Annotated in this window: 11 protein-coding genes and 1 pseudogene; all 12 read left to right on the top strand. The window is 57.4% G+C overall.

The genetic code is table 11. The features are described from left to right. Nucleotides 1-48 precede the first annotated feature (48 nt). On the top strand, nt 49-1,167 hold the full coding sequence (locus DB51_RS06945; protein ID WP_238548325.1) for a tyrosine recombinase XerC: 1,119 nt from the start codon (nt 49-51) through the stop codon (nt 1,165-1,167). 314 nt (nt 1,168-1,481) lie between these two features. Next, nucleotides 1,482-3,128 (top strand): peptide ABC transporter substrate-binding protein, encoded by a 1,647-nt coding sequence (locus DB51_RS06940; protein ID WP_034252807.1) that lies wholly within the window; start codon nt 1,482-1,484, stop codon nt 3,126-3,128. Nucleotides 3,129-3,287: 159 nt separating this feature from the next. Next, nucleotides 3,288-4,214, top strand: a complete 927-nt coding sequence (locus tag DB51_RS06935) for an ABC transporter permease (protein ID WP_034252805.1) — start codon at nt 3,288-3,290, stop codon at nt 4,212-4,214. A gap of 46 nt (nt 4,215-4,260) precedes the next feature. Then, nucleotides 4,261-5,244, top strand: a complete 984-nt coding sequence (locus DB51_RS06930; RefSeq protein WP_034252803.1) for an ABC transporter permease — start codon at nt 4,261-4,263, stop codon at nt 5,242-5,244. 11 nt (nt 5,245-5,255) lie between these two features. Further along, nucleotides 5,256-7,307, top strand: coding sequence for a dipeptide ABC transporter ATP-binding protein (locus tag DB51_RS06925; protein ID WP_034252801.1), 2,052 nt, complete (start codon nt 5,256-5,258; stop codon nt 7,305-7,307). Between the two features lie 311 nt (nt 7,308-7,618). Then, nucleotides 7,619-8,480 (top strand): annotated as a pseudogene (locus DB51_RS06920) (exodeoxyribonuclease III). A gap of 219 nt (nt 8,481-8,699) precedes the next feature. After that, entirely contained in the window at nt 8,700-9,650 is a 951-nt protein-coding gene (locus DB51_RS06915; RefSeq protein WP_034252799.1) for a DUF3710 domain-containing protein, read from the top strand. Between the two features lie 120 nt (nt 9,651-9,770). Then, nucleotides 9,771-10,448: a DUF3159 domain-containing protein gene (locus DB51_RS06910; protein WP_084674721.1), complete on the top strand. Its 678-nt coding sequence runs from the start codon at nt 9,771-9,773 to the stop codon at nt 10,446-10,448. Between the two features lie 9 nt (nt 10,449-10,457). After that, nucleotides 10,458-11,723, top strand: a complete 1,266-nt coding sequence (locus tag DB51_RS06905; RefSeq protein WP_034252797.1) for a class I SAM-dependent RNA methyltransferase — start codon at nt 10,458-10,460, stop codon at nt 11,721-11,723. 78 nt (nt 11,724-11,801) lie between these two features. Then, nucleotides 11,802-12,431, top strand: a complete 630-nt coding sequence (locus tag DB51_RS06900; RefSeq protein ID WP_034252795.1) for a hypothetical protein — start codon at nt 11,802-11,804, stop codon at nt 12,429-12,431. 152 nt (nt 12,432-12,583) lie between these two features. Continuing rightward, nucleotides 12,584-15,151, top strand: coding sequence for an HAD-IC family P-type ATPase (locus DB51_RS06895; protein WP_238548323.1), 2,568 nt, complete (start codon nt 12,584-12,586; stop codon nt 15,149-15,151). Between the two features lie 138 nt (nt 15,152-15,289). Next, entirely contained in the window at nt 15,290-18,001 is a 2,712-nt protein-coding gene (acnA, locus tag DB51_RS06890) for an aconitate hydratase AcnA (RefSeq protein ID WP_034252793.1), read from the top strand. Nucleotides 18,002-18,136: the final 135 nt, after the last annotated feature.

Here is an 18,136-nt window from a genome sequence, read left to right as displayed (position 1 = left end):
GGGACATTGAACTGAGGGTGGAAGAGCCCTTTCAGTAGGATGGACCGTATGACGCAGATGATTGACGATGAGCGCGGTTATGGCGGTTTCGCCCGAATGCGCGAAAGCTTTCTCGAGTACTTGCGCGTCAATGACGGTCTGAGCCCCAACACCGTCAAATCCTATGGCGAGGATACCGCCGAAATCCTGCATGTTCTCGAACTTCGTGGCATCGCCGACCTCGACGATGTCAGCGTGAAGGATCTGCGCCTATGGGTCGCGCATGAGTCGCATGGCCATGCGCGTTCGACCCTGGCCCGCAAGATAGTCGTCATACGCCGGTTCTTCGCCTATCTGTCGCAGCATGGCCTCATCAGCGGCAATCCCGCGGCTGAGCTCGTCACTCCCAAACAGTCTCAGGAACTGCCGAGGATACTCACCGAGGAGCAGGCGCGACGAATGATGGATAGCGCGGAACGGCCAGTGCATGAAGCAATGCGGCAACAGTCTCGGAACGACTCTGATACGCCGGCTTCCAGAGCTGCTTCCTCAGGTCCGCGGTCCTCGAAAGAGGATGGGGTGCAGCGGAATACCCTTTGGGCTGTGGAGTTGCGTGATGCCGCGCTGGTCGAACTGCTGTATGCCACTGGCATGCGAATATCGGAACTCGTCGGGCTGGATCTGAACGATATCGACTATTCGCGTCGCACGCTTCGAGTGCTCGGCAAGGGAAACAAGGAGAGGGTCGTCCCATTCGGTGTTCCGGCCTGGCATGCGCTCGAACGCTGGGTAGATGAGGGGCGCGGGATACTGCTTCCGGCACCACACGCTTCGAGTCCGCAGGGTCAGACATCGGGCGATCATTCAGGAGACGGGAGCAGGGCGCGCAGCAAGGGCGGCCACGATGCTGCGCGTGAAGCAGTGTTCCTCGGAGCGCGGGGTGGGCGACTGGGAGTGCGCCAGGCATCGGATGTGGTGCACAGGCAGGCCAGAATCGCCCAGGTGCCCGACATCTCCCCGCATTCCTTGAGGCATTCCGCTGCGACGCACATGCTGGACGGGGGAGCCGACCTGCGCGAGGTCCAGGAGCTGCTGGGCCATGCATCCCTGAACACCACTCAGCGTTACACGCATGTCTCAATCGAGCAATTGAAGAAGCGGTATCGACAGGCTTTTCCAAGAGCGTGAAATCCACCGTCCGTTAACATTCTCGTAACATTCACATTCTTTGTGTTACGAAGAGCTTCCGCACGCAGGAAAGGCAAGAATATAGCCGAATCCTTATAGGACACTGACATTCGAATAGATATTCGATGGGTATCCGGATGACGCCGATAGGTCATTCCATGCCCTTTTTGTTAATTTTTGGAATTGTGCGATTCGACAATTGCGACAAGAATAGAGCGATGAAAGACGTTGGGGTCGGTGAGAAGAAGGCACCGACCCCAACGTGCGCAAAGGAGACTTTGTGCACACCACAATCAAGTAGGGGAGCAAAATCAATGAGGAAGAGTTCTAAACTCTCACTTTTCGCTGCCACTGCATGCGTTCTGGCCCTTGGGCTCAGCGCCTGCGGCAGTAGTTCAAGCGACGCAAGCAGTGACGCTTCGGCAAGCACCAGCATCATCAGCGCATACGGCTGCGAACCACAGAATCCTTTGATTCCGACCAACACCAACGAGACCTGCGGTGGCAACCCCATCGATCTGCTGTTCGCCAAGCTCGTGTCATTCGATGCCAAGGGGAAGGCGTCGAACGAGGTCGCCAAGGAGATCAAGGCCAACTCGGACAACACCGAGTTCACCATCACGTTGAAGGACGGATGGAAATTCTCGGACGGTACCCCGGTGACCGCCGAATCCTTCACCAAGGCATGGAGCTACGGTGCCAACGCGACCAATGCACAGGTCAGCTCCAGCTTCTTCTCCGTCATCAAGGGCTACGACGCCCTACAGGAGAAGGGTGTCGCTTCTGATGCCCAGCTCTCCGGCCTGAAGGTCGTTGATGACAGCACATTCACCGTCAGTCTGAACGAGGCAAGCTCTGTCTTCCCGATTATGCTCGGATACACGGCATATGCGCCTCTGCCTGAGTCCTTCTTCAAGGATCCCAAGGCCTTCGGCGAAAAGCCGGTTGGCAACGGTGCTTACAAGTTCGAGTCCTGGACCCATAACCAGAGCATCAAGCTCGTGAAGAACGATGCTTACAAGGGCAACGCTCCTGCCAAGAACGGTGGCATCACCTTCAAGATGTACACCGATGTCGATCCTGCATATGCTGATGTTCAGGCAGGAAACCTCGACGTACTGGAAACCGTTCCTGCTTCGGCAACCACCACGTTCCAAAAGGACGACACCCTTCAGGCCTATAACAAGGCAGGCTCGGTCTTCCAGTCCTTCACCTTCCCCTCCACTCTCGAGCACTTCAAGAATGACGAGGAAGGCCACCTGCGTCGTCAGGCAATCTCCATGTCCATCGACCGCAAGGCCATCGTAGACAAGGTTCTCGGCGGTGTCGGTACCCCGGCTGTCGATTTCACTTCACCCGTGACCCCAGGGTTCTCTGACTCCCTCAAGGGCAATTCGGTACTCAAGTACAACAAGACCGAGGCCAAGAAGCTTTGGGACGAAGCCAACAAGATTTCCGCTTGGAATTCATCCGACAAGCTGACCTTCGCTTATAACGCCGACGGTGGCGCAAAGCCGGTGTACGATGCCATCGTCAACTCCGTGAAGAACACCCTCGGCATTGACGCGGCAACCAACCCGATGCCAACTTTCAGCGAGTTCCGTGCAGCAGTGAGCGACCGTTCCATCAAGTCCGCCTTCCGTACGGGCTGGCAGCCCGACTACCCGTCGGCAGAGAACTACCTGAAGCCGCTGTACTCCTCCTCGGCAGCTGACGGTAACGGTTCGAACGATGGCGACTACAAGAACACCGCTTTCGACGAACTGATCAGCAAGGCAGCAAGCAGCTCCAGCGAGGACGACGCGAACAAGGATTATCAGGCGGCTCAGGAAATCCTTCTCAAGGATCTGCCTGCCGTCCCGCTTTACTACTCCAACGCCAACGGTGTTGCAGCAAAGGGCGTAAAGGGCTTCACCATGAACTGGAAGAACCTTCCTGTCTACCAAGACCTCACCAAGTAGGAGTAAGCTGACGGTCTGAAGTTTTGTGCAAAGAGCGTGGCAAGGATCATGCGATTCCGGTCCTTGCCACGCTCAATGCACATTTCCATGTTTAAGGGATGGTTGGAGTAATTATGAAGCCGGAATGCGATATCCGGATAAACGATAAGGAGCAAGCCGATGGGTAAATATCTGCTCAGACGAGTGCTGCAGATGATCCCAGTGGTGATCGGCACGACTCTGCTGATCTACGCTTTGGTGTTCGCGCTGCCGGGTGACCCGGTAAAAGCCATGTTTGGCGATAAGCCGATCAATGAGGCCGTAGCAGCACAGATACGATCTGAATACAATCTTGACAAGCCTTTCATCATTCAGTATCTCTTGTTCCTGAAGAATGCCATGACGCTTGATTTCGGGAAAACCTTCAGCGGACAGCAGGTCATTGACGTTATTGGGCGAGCATTTCCGGTAACCATCAAACTGGCGTTGATGGCTTTTGTTTTCGAAGCGATTTTCGGTGTCATCTTCGGCATCATCTCGGGTCTGAAAAAGGGCAAGTGGTATGACACCGTCATACTGGTCGTTTCCTTGTTGCTGATTTCCGTGCCCACCTTCGTAACGGGCTTTGTAATGCAGTTCGTTTTCGGCGTGAAGTGGCATATTCTGCCGGTGACGGCCGGCACCAATCCAGGCTTCCTGGATCTGCTGATGCCCGCAATGGTGCTGGGTAGCGTATCCATGGCATATATCATCCGGCTCACGCGTTCCGAGGTCTCCTCGAATATGAATGAGGACTACGTGCGTACCGCTCGTGCCAAAGGCATGACGAACAATTCGGTGACGATGAGGCATATCCTCAGGAATTCCATGATTCCGGTCGTGACATACCTCGGCACTGATATCGGTGCTCTTATGGGCGGCGCAATGATCTCCGAACGAATCTTCAATATCCAAGGTGTGGGCAATACCTTGTACCAAGGCATCTTGCGTGGCGAAGGCACTCTGGTGGTGTCAATCGTGACGATTCTCGTCCTGATCTTCGTGATCTGCAATCTGGTGGTGGACATGCTGTATGCGGTGCTCGACCCACGAATCCGGTATGCGTGAGAGGATAACGATGTCTGAACAAATGAAGTCAGAACAAGAAGGAACCATGTCCGGAGACGCAACTTCTGGTGTTGCAGAGGACTTCGTCATAACACCTTTCCCGGGACAGGAGCGCTTTGTCGCTCCCTTGGACGAAACACCTCTCAAGGAGGTGGACACGGTCGATGAGGACGAACCGGCGACCAGCATGTGGGCAGATGCGTGGCGTACGTTGCGCAAGAATCCCTTGTTCATCATCTCGGGACTGCTGATCATATTCATTCTTATCGTGGCCGTATTCCCCCAGCTCTTCACAAAACTGGATCCGAACTACTGCACACTGCAGAACTCCTTGAATCCGGGTAGCAAGGGGCATCCTTTAGGTTTCGATCAGCAAGGCTGCGACATATATTCACGAGTGGTCTACGGAACGCGCACCTCGGTTAGCGTGGGTATTCTCACCACGCTCATCGCCACGCTGTTCGGAGGTCTTGTCGGTGCCATCGCCGGATATTATGGTCGTTGGGTGGATGCGCTTTTGAGCCGCGTCACCGATATCTTCTTCGCCATTCCTCTGCTTCTGGGTGCGATTGTGGTACTGCAGATGTTTCGCACGTCGTCTTCCATCTGGAAGGTGGTTCTCGTACTGGCACTCTTTGGTTGGGTTTCGGTCGCTCGTATCACCAGAGGTTCGGTGATGGAGACCAAGAACCTCGAATTCAACACTGCCTCGACGGCTTTGGGGTCATCTCCTATGCGTAACCTCTTCCGTCATGTGATCCCGAACTCTCTGGCGCCGGTCATCGTGATCGCCACCACCTCGCTTGGTTCGTACATCGTTTCCGAAGCGACGCTCAGCTTCCTGGGTATAGGTTTGCCTTCGACAGTCGTGAGTTGGGGCGGGGATATTTCGACAGCGCAGGTGTTGCTACGAGTCCAACCTCAGGTGTTGTTCTACCCGTCGCTCGCATTGGCGATAACGGTGCTCGCATTCATCATGATGGGCGATGCCGTCAAAGACGCACTTGATCCCAAGAGCCGGACTGCCTGAGCGGAGGAATTATGACTGAACACGTGAACAACGAACACAATCGTCCCGTCGCTGACGCCGCGCAAGCACAACAGGCGTCAGGAACGGTGCTGTCTCCGGACAAACCGCTTCTTGAGGTGAAAAACCTACAGGTCGACTTCACTACGGACACGGGAGGGGCCGTGCATGCCGTGCGGGATTCCTCCTTCAACGTCTATCCCGGGCAGTGGGTTGCGATAGTCGGCGAGTCCGGCTCGGGCAAGTCCACTTCCGCGATGGCCGTGCTCGGACTGCTGCCCGGAACAGGACATGTCGTCGGCGGCAGCATCGAGCTGGAGGGCAAGGACATCACCTCCCTGAGCACCAAGGATTTCGAGCATATTCGCGGCCGCGAAATGGGTCTGGTACCGCAGGACCCGATGAGTAATCTCAACCCGGTGTGGCGCATCGGCAAGCAGGTCGAGGAAGCGCTCAAGGCCAATGGGATGGACGTCAAGCACGAGAAGCGTTCCAACCTGTCCAAAGCCTTCGCCAATGCCGAAGTAGACCTGCAGAAGAAGGACGACGAGCTCTTCATCTCATCCAAGGAACTTCCTGGATTGCTTGCAGAATCCAAGCAGGCCATCACCGAGGCCGGTGTCAAGGATGTGGACAAGAAGCTTGCCTATTTCACCGACGAGTGGATTCCGGGTTCGGAAACACGTTGGCGTGTGGCCCAGGATCTCATTCAGGCCGGTGTGAATCAGGACAAGGCCTGGGACATCGCCAAACGCAACGTCACCGGTTCCTCAATCGATGATCGCATCGCAGGATTGCTTGCGGAGGCGGGTCTTCCCGATGCCGCGACAAGAGCGCGCCAGTATCCGCACGAGTTCTCCGGCGGTATGCGTCAGCGAGCCCTGATAGCCATCGGTCTTGCCTCACGTCCTGATTTGCTGATCGCCGACGAACCCACCAGTGCCCTCGACGTCACGGTGCAGAAGAAGATTCTCGACCATCTCAAGCAACTCACCGACTCCCTCGGCACGGCAGTGCTGTTCATCACGCACGATTTGGGTCTGGCTGCTGAGCGCGCTCAGCATATCGTCGTTATGTACAAGGGTCGCGTGGTGGAATCCGGGCCAAGCCTCGATGTGCTTCAGCACCCGCAGCATCCATACACCAAGAGGCTGGTCAATGCGGCGCCGTCGTTGGCTTCTCAGCGCATCATTTCTGCCACTGAACGGGGTGAGGATGCGACCAAGCTTATGGAACATCGCCTGGTCGATGAGCAGGGTCTGGATCGCAGCGAACACATCATCACCGTGGATCACCTGACCCGTGAGTTCAAGCTTCCCCGGACCAAGGACCTCTTCAAGGCCGTCGACGACGTATCCTTCTCCGTCAAACGCGGCACGACGCTGGCCATAGTCGGCGAGTCCGGTTCGGGCAAGTCCACGGTCGCCAACATGGTGCTGCATCTGCTCGACCCGACTTCTGGAACGGTGAGCTACGAGGGTCAGAACATCTCCAAGTTCAATGCCAAGGAACTGATGAACTTCCGTAGGCATGTGCAGCCGGTATTCCAGAATCCCTACGGCTCTCTTGACCCGATGTATTCGATCTACCGTTCCATCGAGGAGCCCTTGCGCATCCACGGCATCGGCAACGACTCGAGTCGGCGCAAGCGGGTTGCCGAACTTCTCGACTTGGTGGAGATGCCGCAGTCGGTGATGGGACGCTATCCGAACGAGCTTTCAGGCGGACAGCGTCAGCGTATAGCCATCGCCAGGGCCATGGCGCTCGACCCGGATGTCATCATCTGCGACGAGGCCGTATCCGCGCTGGATGTGCTCGTTCAGGACCAGGTGCTGCATCTGCTGAACGATTTGCAGGCGGAACGCGGATTGAGCTACCTCTTCATCACCCACGATTTGGCCGTGGTCCGGCAGATCGCCGACGAGGTGGTCGTGATGCAGCACGGCAAGTTGGTGGAGCATGCGACGACCGACGAGGTCTTCGAGCATCCCCAGCGTCAATACACGAGGGATTTGCTTGCCGCGATTCCAGGAGGCAATCTGGAACTCGGACTCGACACCCTGTGATGTACTCCTGCATGTGCTGATGCCATGAGGGTCGACAGGCCCGGTGGACACGAGAAGTCGCGTCCACCGGGCCTGTCGCGTGGTCGGTGCCTGCAGTGTGGGGATTTCAGGACAGGGCTGTGGCGCTCTGCAGCGCCGGTGTTTAGCCACCGTCTGCGTCTGAACGCTGGTGATGCATCGAGGGACGCGCAACAATCCCTGCACAAACGGTGGAGTGGTGCACTCAGTGCTGAATATGTGGTGCCAGTCGACCACGGGAATCGCCTTTCACCGGCAGAAATGCGGCAAATTCGGGTGATAGGGTGTGGATTATGAGTATCACTGTCACGACTTCTAACGTAAATGGCATTCGCGCCGCAAAGCGCAAAGGTGTTGAGGACTGGATCGGAGATCACACCCCGGATGTGTGGTGCATGCAGGAGGTGAGGGCTCCTCAGAAGGAAATTGATCCCATATTCGATGAAGTCGCTCAGCGATATGCTGCGGCCGGGAAAATCACGGAGCCAGGCGAACTGGTGCGGATGAACGAGATCTGCAATATCAAGGGTCGTGCAGGAGTGGGGCTGCTATCCTCGCTCCCTGTAGTCGAGATGCGCTACGGTCTGCCGGGACTCGAAGAAGATGTGGATACCGGTCGTTGGATAGAGGCCGATGTGCAGACTCCACAGGGCTACCGAATCACCATCGCCTGCATTTACGTGCATTCGGGCGATGCCGATGACCCGCTGAAAATGGAGCAGAAATTCCGCTTTCTGAACTGCATGGTCACCAGACTCACCGAATTACGCGACGAGGCCGCATCAGGCGGGCGTCAGGCCCTGCTTTGCGGTGATTTCAATATCGCCCACACGCCCTTGGACATCAAGAACGCCAAGGCGAATATCAAACATGCCGGCTTCATGCCCGAAGAGCGTGTATACATCGACAAGTGGCTCAACGACCTCGAATTCGTGGACGTGATGCGTGATCTCGCAGGCGACATCCAGGGACCATACACTTGGTGGAGTCAGCGAGGACGTGCCTTCGACAACAATGTCGGTTGGAGGCTCGACTATCAGTTCGCCACACCTGAACTGGCGCAGGCCGCAACCGGATTCACGATTGACAAGGCTCCCAGCTATGCGACGAGGTGGAGCGATCATGCCCCCGTTGAGCATCAGCTACGAGGTCTGAAGGTGGAGGCGAGGCCCGATGCACGGGTGTTTTCTCCCGAGCAGATTCAGGGCTCGATTTCGGCCGACTGCGGCGGGTGGTGAAGAACGTCATCTGCGGCTAGTCTGTTATTGGCATCGTGCAGCATGGTTCCTTCAAGATTGTGGTGCATACTGTAGTGGACGACTGTGATGAACGGCAATACGTGCTCAAACGCGAGCGCTCAGGAAACGAGGAACAATGGGTCTGTTTGGATTCGGCAAACAACACTCGAAACACCACGAGAATGCGGACGCGACTTCTGGTGAACACGAGAACGAGAAAGACGCCGTGAACGAGGCCGGAGCAACCGCCGCCAAGCGTTCAACTGATACGACATCACAGGATCAATCCACGGTGGAGGATTCGATAGGCTCACAGGACGTCGAGAGCGAAGCTGCATCCGTTTCCGCTGATGACCGGGACGAAGATTCCGACGATGCCCAGAGCGACGAGGAATCCCGTTACGACGGTCAACGCTATGACGGACCGTGGGATATCAACGACGAGGCGGTTATCGACTATGCCAACCATCTCGATGTGGGCGCCTTCAAGCTGCCCTATCTGCAAGGGGTCGAGCTGCGGCTGAAGGCGAATCGCACCACAGGTGACATTCTTGGCGCGACGATCACCTACGGTGATTCCAGCCTTGAATTGGAGGCATTCGCGGCACCAAAAACCCTTGGTCTCTGGGATGATGTTCGTGGAGATCTCCTTGATGCCAATCCGGAAGCCGATGAGCAGGAGGGCGCCTTCGGCACCGAGATTCTGCTGCCGGTGCAGGTGAAGGGCAAGCGTTTGATGACCCGTGTGGTCGGCGTCGACGGGCATCGTTGGATGCTTCGCGGCATTTTCTCGGGGAAGGCGGCATCTGCCGGTGAAGAGAAGGATATCCTTGACCGGTATTTCTCCGATGTGGTGGTGGAGCGCGGCGATGAGCCCCTGGCACCGCACGATCTGATTCCGATGCATCCGCCGATCGTCCCCGGACAGGATGACGAGTCCGCGGAGAACGAGGAAACTCAGGATGAATCTTCCGACAACAAGAACAAGAAGATTCCAGGAAAGCCGGACGGACCATTCGACAGCGACCAACAGACCGAAGTGAAATCGACTCTGTCGCGCGGACCGATGTTCTCGGAGATGCGCTAAGCGGTGGCGTCCGACATTCCGGAGGATGGCGTAGAGCCTTCCGATTCGAGTCACGCAGCAGACGGCCAGCCGAAGCGGCTTCATGGTTTGGCCACACTGGCGCAAGAGGATTTTTCGGTTATGGAGGCCATTGGCGGTGTGCGGGGCGTCGTCGAGTCTCTGCTGCCGGGCCTGGTGTTCGTCATAGGTTTTGTGACTACCAGAAATCTCGGCCTTACCGTTGCGGTGTCCGCGACCTTGGCGGTGCTGGCGTTGGTGGTGCGGTTGCTGCAGCGTCAGGCGATTATGGGGGCGCTCAGCGGGGTGGCCGCGGTCGCCATCTGCCTGGTGTGGGCATGGTTCAGCAAGGATGCCCGGAACTACTATCTGCCGGGTTTCCTCACCAATGCCTTCTGGATAGCGGCGCTGCTGATTTCCGTAGTGGTCAGAGTCCCCGGCATCGGCGCATTGGTAGAGTTCGTGCGAAATCCAACATTGTCTGACCTGTCCTCATGGTTGCACTCATGGAGAGAGGACAAGCCTCTCTACCATGCCTATTTGAAGGTCACGCTGCTGTGGGTTGCGGTTTTCGCCCTCAGGCTGCTGATTCAACTGCCCCTGTACTTCTCCGACCAGATCGGATACCTGGGCACCGCCAGATTGGTCATGGGAGTTCCGTTCTTCGCACTGGCCATCTGGCTGTCGTGGTTGTGTATCGCTGCACCCTTGCATGCACACCGCCGTGACGAGGACAGTATCGAAATTCTGAAAACGGACAACAACGACCGTCGTGCCGATGACGCACCGGTCGACGATTAAGGGGTGTCGATGCAGGCGGAGATCCGCATAGAGCGTTTCGCAGACCAGGGACGATGCGTGGGGCATATCGACGGACGAGTGGTGTTCGTACGTTTCGCACTTCCCGGTGAACTGTTACGGGTGACTGTGGATGAACCACATGATCGTGAGGACCGTTTCTGGACGGCGGAAGTCGATGAGGTCATCGAGGCCAGCCCTGAACGCGTGCCCTATGCATGGCCGTTGGCGGGGCCGCTGTCGTCCGGTGGCGGAGTGGGCGGAGTGGGCGGAGCGGACCTCTGCCATGTTTCGCTGGATGGGCAGTTGGCGTGGAAATCCCAGATCGTCAAGGAGCAGATCAGCCGTCTTGGTCGTCAGGATGTTGATGTGCCGATTTCACGACCGGACGATGACGGGTCTCGCGGTGGACTGCACTGGCGTACCCGCATCGAGATGATTGCGGACGAGCAGGGGCTTCCCTCGATGCGCAGACGCGGCACGCATCAGCGGGTCCGGGTCCATGACATGCCACTGGCGTCGAAAGCCTTGCTTGACATCGCACAGGAACAAGGTGTGTGGAATACCTCATTCGTGCCGGGAACGCATATCCGTCTTTCGGTTCCGGAGCCCAGAGCTGGAGTCGAGGCCGAAGACAACTTCGGTCTGCTCACCAACGACGAACTCCAGGCAGGCAAGCAGCAGCTGGTCGAAGGTGTGCGCGTCGACGGCAGACTGTTCACCTATCAGGTGGATGCGTCCGGTTTTTGGCAGGTTCATCTTGACGCTCCGCAGACTCTGGCCCAGGAGGTCATCGACCTGGTGCGCTCCCAGGTGGGGGATGACTCGCACCCATGCATCTGGGATCTGTATTCGGGTTCAGGGCTGTTCACACTGCCCTTGGCCACGGTTGTCGGCGGCGGTGCCAAGGTGCTGAGCGTCGAGGGGGCGAAGGTCGCCGTGCGCAATGCCCGCAGGAATCTGCGAGAGATGAACATCAATCATGTCGACGTTCGATGCGGAGACGTATCCGCAACGCTGAATCATCTTCCCTCGAATCTGAGCGCACCCGACGTGGTGGTGCTTGACCCCCCACGTGCAGGGGCGAGGAGCAGGGTCTGCCATCAGATTGCGGATGCAGCTGCCAAAGCGGTTGTCTATGTGGCATGCGATCCGACAAGTCTGGCCAGGGATATCGGTACTTTCTGCAAGCTGGGCTACACGCTGCGGCATATTCGTGCGTTTGACATCTATCCGATGACCCACCATGTCGAAACGGTGGCGATGCTCACCCGGTGACCATATCCGGGTGTCCACTTTGTGTGCACTGCTCGGCTTTCGCCAAGAGCCAAGGGAGTTTGGCATAGAATCGCCCTGATGGTGGGCATATTCAAACGTTCGGTTGCGCGAACTCACAGCTATGCTGTGCTGGGTCTCGCTGTGATGCTTGTAGTGGTGCTGTGCACCGCGCTGTCATCGTGTTCGCCGACGGGCTCCGCGGTGGGCGACACCCAGACGCGTCTCACATCACAGGAACATGATGGCACTGACCGTGCCGACATCCGAGTGCTGATTATCGGAGCGGATTCCGCTGGGTCCAATCAAGGATCGGAACTGATATCGGAGTTGAACGCCTCGCATATCACGGCCGTGTACTCTTCCGCGCAGAAGGTGCATGACGGTGTCGCGTTGGCCGTACGTGATGCCGTAGAAGCCAGGCCGAGTGTGATTGTGATGTATGCAGGTCAACGGCGGATAGGTTCAGACCCTTCGCTCGACAAGGCATTGCGACAGGCTAGGATGGCTGGTGTTCCGGTGGCGATGTTCAGCGAAGGACCTATCGGCGTCGACAAGACGCTGTACGCGGCGCGTCTGGCGCCAGCTGCCTCCGAGGATTGTCTCGGTCGGGCCACGGATGTCGAATCGGTGGCATCGGCGGTTCAACAGCTTGTCGACGATGTTCCGCATCCTGCTCTGATGTGTCTGGGAGCCGAGCCTTCCGAGTAAAACCGGGGGCTGCCGATGCCGCCGGTGGCGGCGGATGCGTGATGATACAAAAGCCGCATGTGCGATGCGGATGGTTGGGTGTGAATGCAATGTGGTCTGAAGAACGAGGGGCGGAGGTGCGAATACCGGTGACACACGCAAAGGATGGATCTATGGAAGCGCAAGGGAAACAGCAAGCCGGTTTGGTCATGCCGCATATCGACGATTTGGGGCTGAGCGGGCAGGATGTGGCACGACGAGTCGAAGCGGGGCAGACGAATGTCGTGAAATCCCAGAGTTCCAGATCCCTGGGCCAGATCATCAGAGCCAATGTGTTCACCTTCTTCAATGCCATCATCTTCGTGGCGACCGTGGTCGTGCTGCTCACCGGGCAGTGGAAGGATGCCGTATTCGGATGCATCATCCTGGTCAATACCGGCATCGGTGTCCTCACTGAGCTCAGGGCCAAAAGAACGCTCGACAAGTTGTCGATTCTGGTGGAGTCCGATTATCTGGTTCACAGGGATGGCAACGATGTGCTGATCAGTCATGACAAAATCGTGCTTGACGATCTGCTCTGGATACGTGCGGGGGAGCAGATACCCGCCGACGCCGAAATCGTTCGTACTTTCGGTTTGGAACTTGACGAGTCGATGCTGACAGGGGAGTCGCGGACCGTGAGCCATGCCGCGGGCGAGCAGGTGTATTCCGGTTCCGTGGCCGTATCGGGGTTGGCCATCGCCAGGGTCATCGCCGTCGGGGACCATGGTTATGCGGCGAAGCTCACCGCCAAGGCCAAGGTGTTCACCAAGACGCATTCCGACCTCAATGAAGGCATCAACAAGATTCTGCGTGCGATGACCTTTGTGGTGGTGCCTCTGTGCATACTGCTCGTATGGACTCAATTGCTGGCCGTCGGAGGCCTGCAATCGGCGATACATACAGGCATGTGGCGTGACGCCGTGGTGTCCGCCGTTGCCGGTGTGGTGAGCATGATTCCGGAAGGTCTCGTTCTGCTGACCTCGTTGAACTTCGCTATCGCCGCAATACGTCTCGCCAGAGAACAAACCCTGGTTCAGGAGCTCGAAGCTGTGGAGACATTGGCTCGTGTGGATGCTCTGAATCTGGATAAAACGGGTACCATCACCGATGGTGGCATCGAATTCGCGGACATGCGGCCACTGGGCGGAGAAACCCGAGACGGTCGCGTCAATGACGAGGAGCGCTCTGAGCTGCAACAGCGACTCGTCGACGTCTGTGCCGAAGAGCAGCCGAACGCCACTTCGAAGGCTGTCACTGAAGGACTGTCGCAGCTGCGGCCTTCGCAAGAGGTCGTCGAGCGTGTTCCTTTCTCATCCGCCAGAAAATGGAGTGCCGCGACATTCCGAGACGGCAGCCAATGGGTTATGGGAGCTCCCGAAATCCTTATGGACCATGTTCGTCAGGACACCTTCGAATCGACAGGCGAAGACGGCGGACACAAGGACATACTTGAGCAGACCAGACATCTTGCCGAGCAGGGATACCGTGTGCTGTTGCTCGCCCGTTCGGATACCCGGCAGGTAGATGAAGCGCATGAGGTTGGTGGTTCGCAGGACAGTGCGCCGATGACGGCGAATGATGAGCATGCGCTGCCAGAGGTCCTGCTTCCTGAGGCTTTGGTGCTGTGCACCGAGCGCATCCGTGAGGACGCCAGCGATACCCTGGCCTGGTTCCGTGAGCAGGGTGTGCGCTGCAGAATCATCTCGGGTGATAATCCCGGCACGGTGCGTTCCATCGCTTCAACGGTTGGCTTGACCGGGGACAAGGAACCGCGCGCCATGGACGCGCGTCAACTGCCGAGCGACATCGAGGCACTTGCCGATGTGCTGGACGACGTGGATGTGTTGGGTCGCGTGCTTCCGGAGCAGAAGAAAGCCATCGTTCAGGCCCTGCACGCCCGCAATCATGTGGTGGCGATGACCGGTGACGGAGTCAACGATTCTCTGGCATTGAAAGAGGCCGACCTCGGTGTGGCGATGGGTAATGCCGCACCTGCGACGAAATCGGTTGCCCAGGTGGTGCTGGTTGATTCCAAATTCTCGCATCTGCCCGATGTGGTTGCCAGAGGCCGTCAGGTCATGGCGAATATGGAGCGTGTCGCCGGATTGTTCGTCGTCAAAACCGTCTATTCCGCACTGATTTCCATCGGAGTGGTGCTGAGCGCGGTCCCATACCCCTACCTTCCTCGGCATATCACCTATATCGGTTCCCTGACGATAGGCATTCCGGCCTTCCTGCTGGCACTCGCACCCAATGTACGTCGCTACAAACCAGGCTTTTTGAAGCGTGTGGTGATGTTCGCCCTGCCATGCGGTATAGCTACGGGCATAGCCGTGCTCCTCACCGCCTGGTTGCTGCCGGTGGTCATGGGATGGGACTTGTCGAAGCCGGATGATTTGGCGGAGCTGCGGGTGGTGAGTTCCATCGTCCTGTTCGCTATGGGCATTCTCGTGCTGGCTCGTGTCGCACGCCCACTACGCTCGTGGCGAGGCGTATTGGTCGCCGTTTTCGCAGCGGCAGGCGTCATCGGACTGTTCATTCCCGTGGTCAACAACTTCTTCGCGCTCTCGATGCCTACTGGCGAAACGCTTTGGGCAACCTTGTGCGCACTCGTTGTGGCGGCATGTGTGTTCTTCGCGGTTGTGTGGTTGGCCCCGCGAATCGAGGGGATTTTCTCACGTAGAAAGATGACACGCTAGAAGCCGTAACAGGAAATGTAGTATCCATGTCGGATAATCAATATACCGACGGGCCACGGATAGGCCCCTGAAGCGTGCCGTCCATATGATCGCATGAATGATCTGGTGACGATACCCGTTTAGAATCACGGAGGAAGCATGTCTGTGCATGATGACCAGCTCAGTACCCTGCAGGTGGGGGAACAGTCCTTTGACTACTTCTCGATTGCTGAGCTTCCGGGAATAGATCATCTCCCGTATTCGCTGAAGGTGCTGGTCGAGAATCTCGTGCGCAACACCGATGGTGCGAACATCACCGATGAGCATGTGCGCTCGCTGCTGAACTGGAACCCGAAGGACCAGCCGAGCCATGAGATTCAGTTCACGCCCAGCCGCGTGGTCATGCAGGATTTCACAGGTGTCCCGTGCATCGTCGACCTTGCGACCATGAGGGACGCGGTAAAGGAGCTCGGTGGAGATCCCGAGGTCATCAACCCTCAGGTTCCGGCGCAGATGGTGATCGACCACTCGGTGCAGATAGATGTCGCCGGAGTGCCCGGTGCCATCGAGCGCAATATGGACATCGAATATCAGCGTAATCGTGAGCGATACCAGTTCCTGCGGTGGGGCCAGCAAGCCTTCAAGAACTTCCGAGTCGTTCCACCGGGGACCGGCATCATTCATCAGGTGAACATCGAGTACCTTGCCAAGGTCGTGATGACCAAGGACAGCGTCGAGCATCCAGGCAGTCAGCTGGCGTATATGGATTCCTGTGTCGGTACGGACTCGCATACCACGATGGTCAACGGTCTGGGTGTGCTTGGTTGGGGAGTGGGCGGTATCGAAGCCGAAGCGGCCATGCTCGGGCAGCCTATTTCCATGCTGGTGCCAAGGGTGGTCGGTTTCAAGCTGACAGGCAGCATCTCCGAAGGTGTCACGGCCACCGACATCGTGCTGACCATCACCGATATGCTGCGACAGCATGGGGTCGTCGGAAAATTCGTGGAGTTCTATGGTGATGGCGTGGCGAACGTGCCTCTGGCCAACCGTGCGACCTTGGGCAATATGAGTCCTGAATTTGGCTCGACATGCGGCATCTTCCCGATTGATGACGTGACCTTGGACTATCTGCGGCTGACGGGTCGTTCCGATGCCCAGGTGGCCTTGGTGGAGGCCTACGCCAAGGCGAACAAGCTCTGGCACGACACCACTTCACCTGACTATGTGGAACCGGAATATTCGGAGTATATGGAATTGGATTTGAGCACGGTCGTGCCTTCCATAGCCGGTCCGAAGCGTCCGCAGGATCGTATTCGCCTCAGTGAGTCGAAGTCGAGTTTCGAGCAGACCGTACCTTCCTATATCACTCCGGAAACCGAAACGGATGCCGTCGCCGTAAGCACCGAAACGCATGGTGAGTTCGAAATCAGCAACGGGGACGTGGCGATTGCCTCGATTACCAGTTGCACGAATACCTCCAATCCTTCGGTGATGATTGCCGCAGGCTTGCTGGCTCGCAATGCCCACCGGCTCGGGTTGAAGCCGAAGCCATGGGTCAAGACGTCATTGGCGCCGGGATCGCAGGTCGTGACGGACTATCTGGACAAGGCCGGTCTGACACCGGATCTCGATGCTCTCGGATACCAATTGGTGGGGTATGGCTGTGCCACCTGCATCGGTAATTCAGGTCCTCTCGACCCGGCCATCTCGCAGGCCATCAACGAACATGACCTGACGGTCACCGCCGTGCTGTCGGGCAACCGCAACTTCGAAGGGCGTATCAGCCCGGACGTGAAGATGAATTACCTGGCTTCGCCGCCTTTGGTCATCGCCTATGCCTTGGCGGGAACGATGGACTTCGATTTCGCGTCGCAGCCTCTGGGCAAGGACGAGGCAGGGAATGACGTATTCCTGAGTGATATTTGGCCGAGCAACCAGGACATCGAAAAGGTCGTCGGGTCGACGGTAAGTCGGGATATGTTCGTCAACGACTATGCCTCGGTGTTCGAGGGCGATGCACGTTGGAAGGGCTTGCAGGTTCCTGACGGTGAGTTGTTTGCCTGGGATGAGGATTCCACCTATGTGCGCAAACAGACCTTCTTTGACGGTATGAGCCATAGTCCCGAGCCGGTCGAGGATATTCATGGTGCGAAGGTCCTGGCTCTTCTCGGCGATTCGGTGACCACCGATCACATTTCTCCGGCCGGAGCGATTAAGTCCAGCAGTCCTGCGGGCGTGTATCTGCAGGAGCGCGGCATCGGGCCGAAGAACTTCAACTCATATGGTTCACGTCGCGGCAATCATGAGATTATGGTTCGCGGCACCTTCGGAAATATTCGTCTGCGCAACCAGCTGTTGGCATCAGTAGGGCATGAGGTGACTCCGGGTGGTTTTACCTATGATTTTCTGACCAAGAAGCCAACCACCATTTTCGAGGCATCGCTCGACTATCAGCAGCATCAGGTGCCGTTGGTGATTCTGGCGGGCAAGGAGTACGGTACGGGCTCGTCCCGTGACTGGGCCGCCAAGGGCACGGTGATGCTGGGTGTTCGGGCCGTTGTCGCCGAAAGTTTCGAGCGTATTCACCGGAGCAATCTGATCGGCATGGGGGTGCTGCCGTTGCAGTTCCCTGAAGGGGAGTCTGCTGCCAGCCTGGGTCTTGATGGCACGGAAAGCTTCGACATCGCCGGTATTACGGCTTTGAACGACGGTACGACACCTAAGACGCTTGAGGTGACGGCCACCAGGTCTGATGGTTCGACGGTCGTATTCCAGGCGATTGTCCGTATCGACACTCCTGGTGAGGCCGACTATTACCGCAACGGCGGCATCCTCCAATACGTCCTTCGCAATTTAATGCTGAAGCGTTAAGACCGAAGCCCAGTGGGCTTCGGTTAGCTGAAGTGAGCAGACGGTATCGTCTGCGAAGAAGCGCGAAGCGCTTGCCACACGTCGCAATACGCAACGCCACCTTTCAGCAATTCAGGCGAAGTGAGCGGCTGCCAA

Origin of the sequence: Bifidobacterium crudilactis, assembly GCF_000738005.1 — a bacterium.
GTDB lineage: Bacteria > Actinomycetota > Actinomycetes > Actinomycetales > Bifidobacteriaceae > Bombiscardovia > Bombiscardovia crudilactis.
The sequence above is the reverse complement of the archived record's forward strand: the minus strand, read 5'-3'. Positions and strand labels throughout refer to the sequence as shown.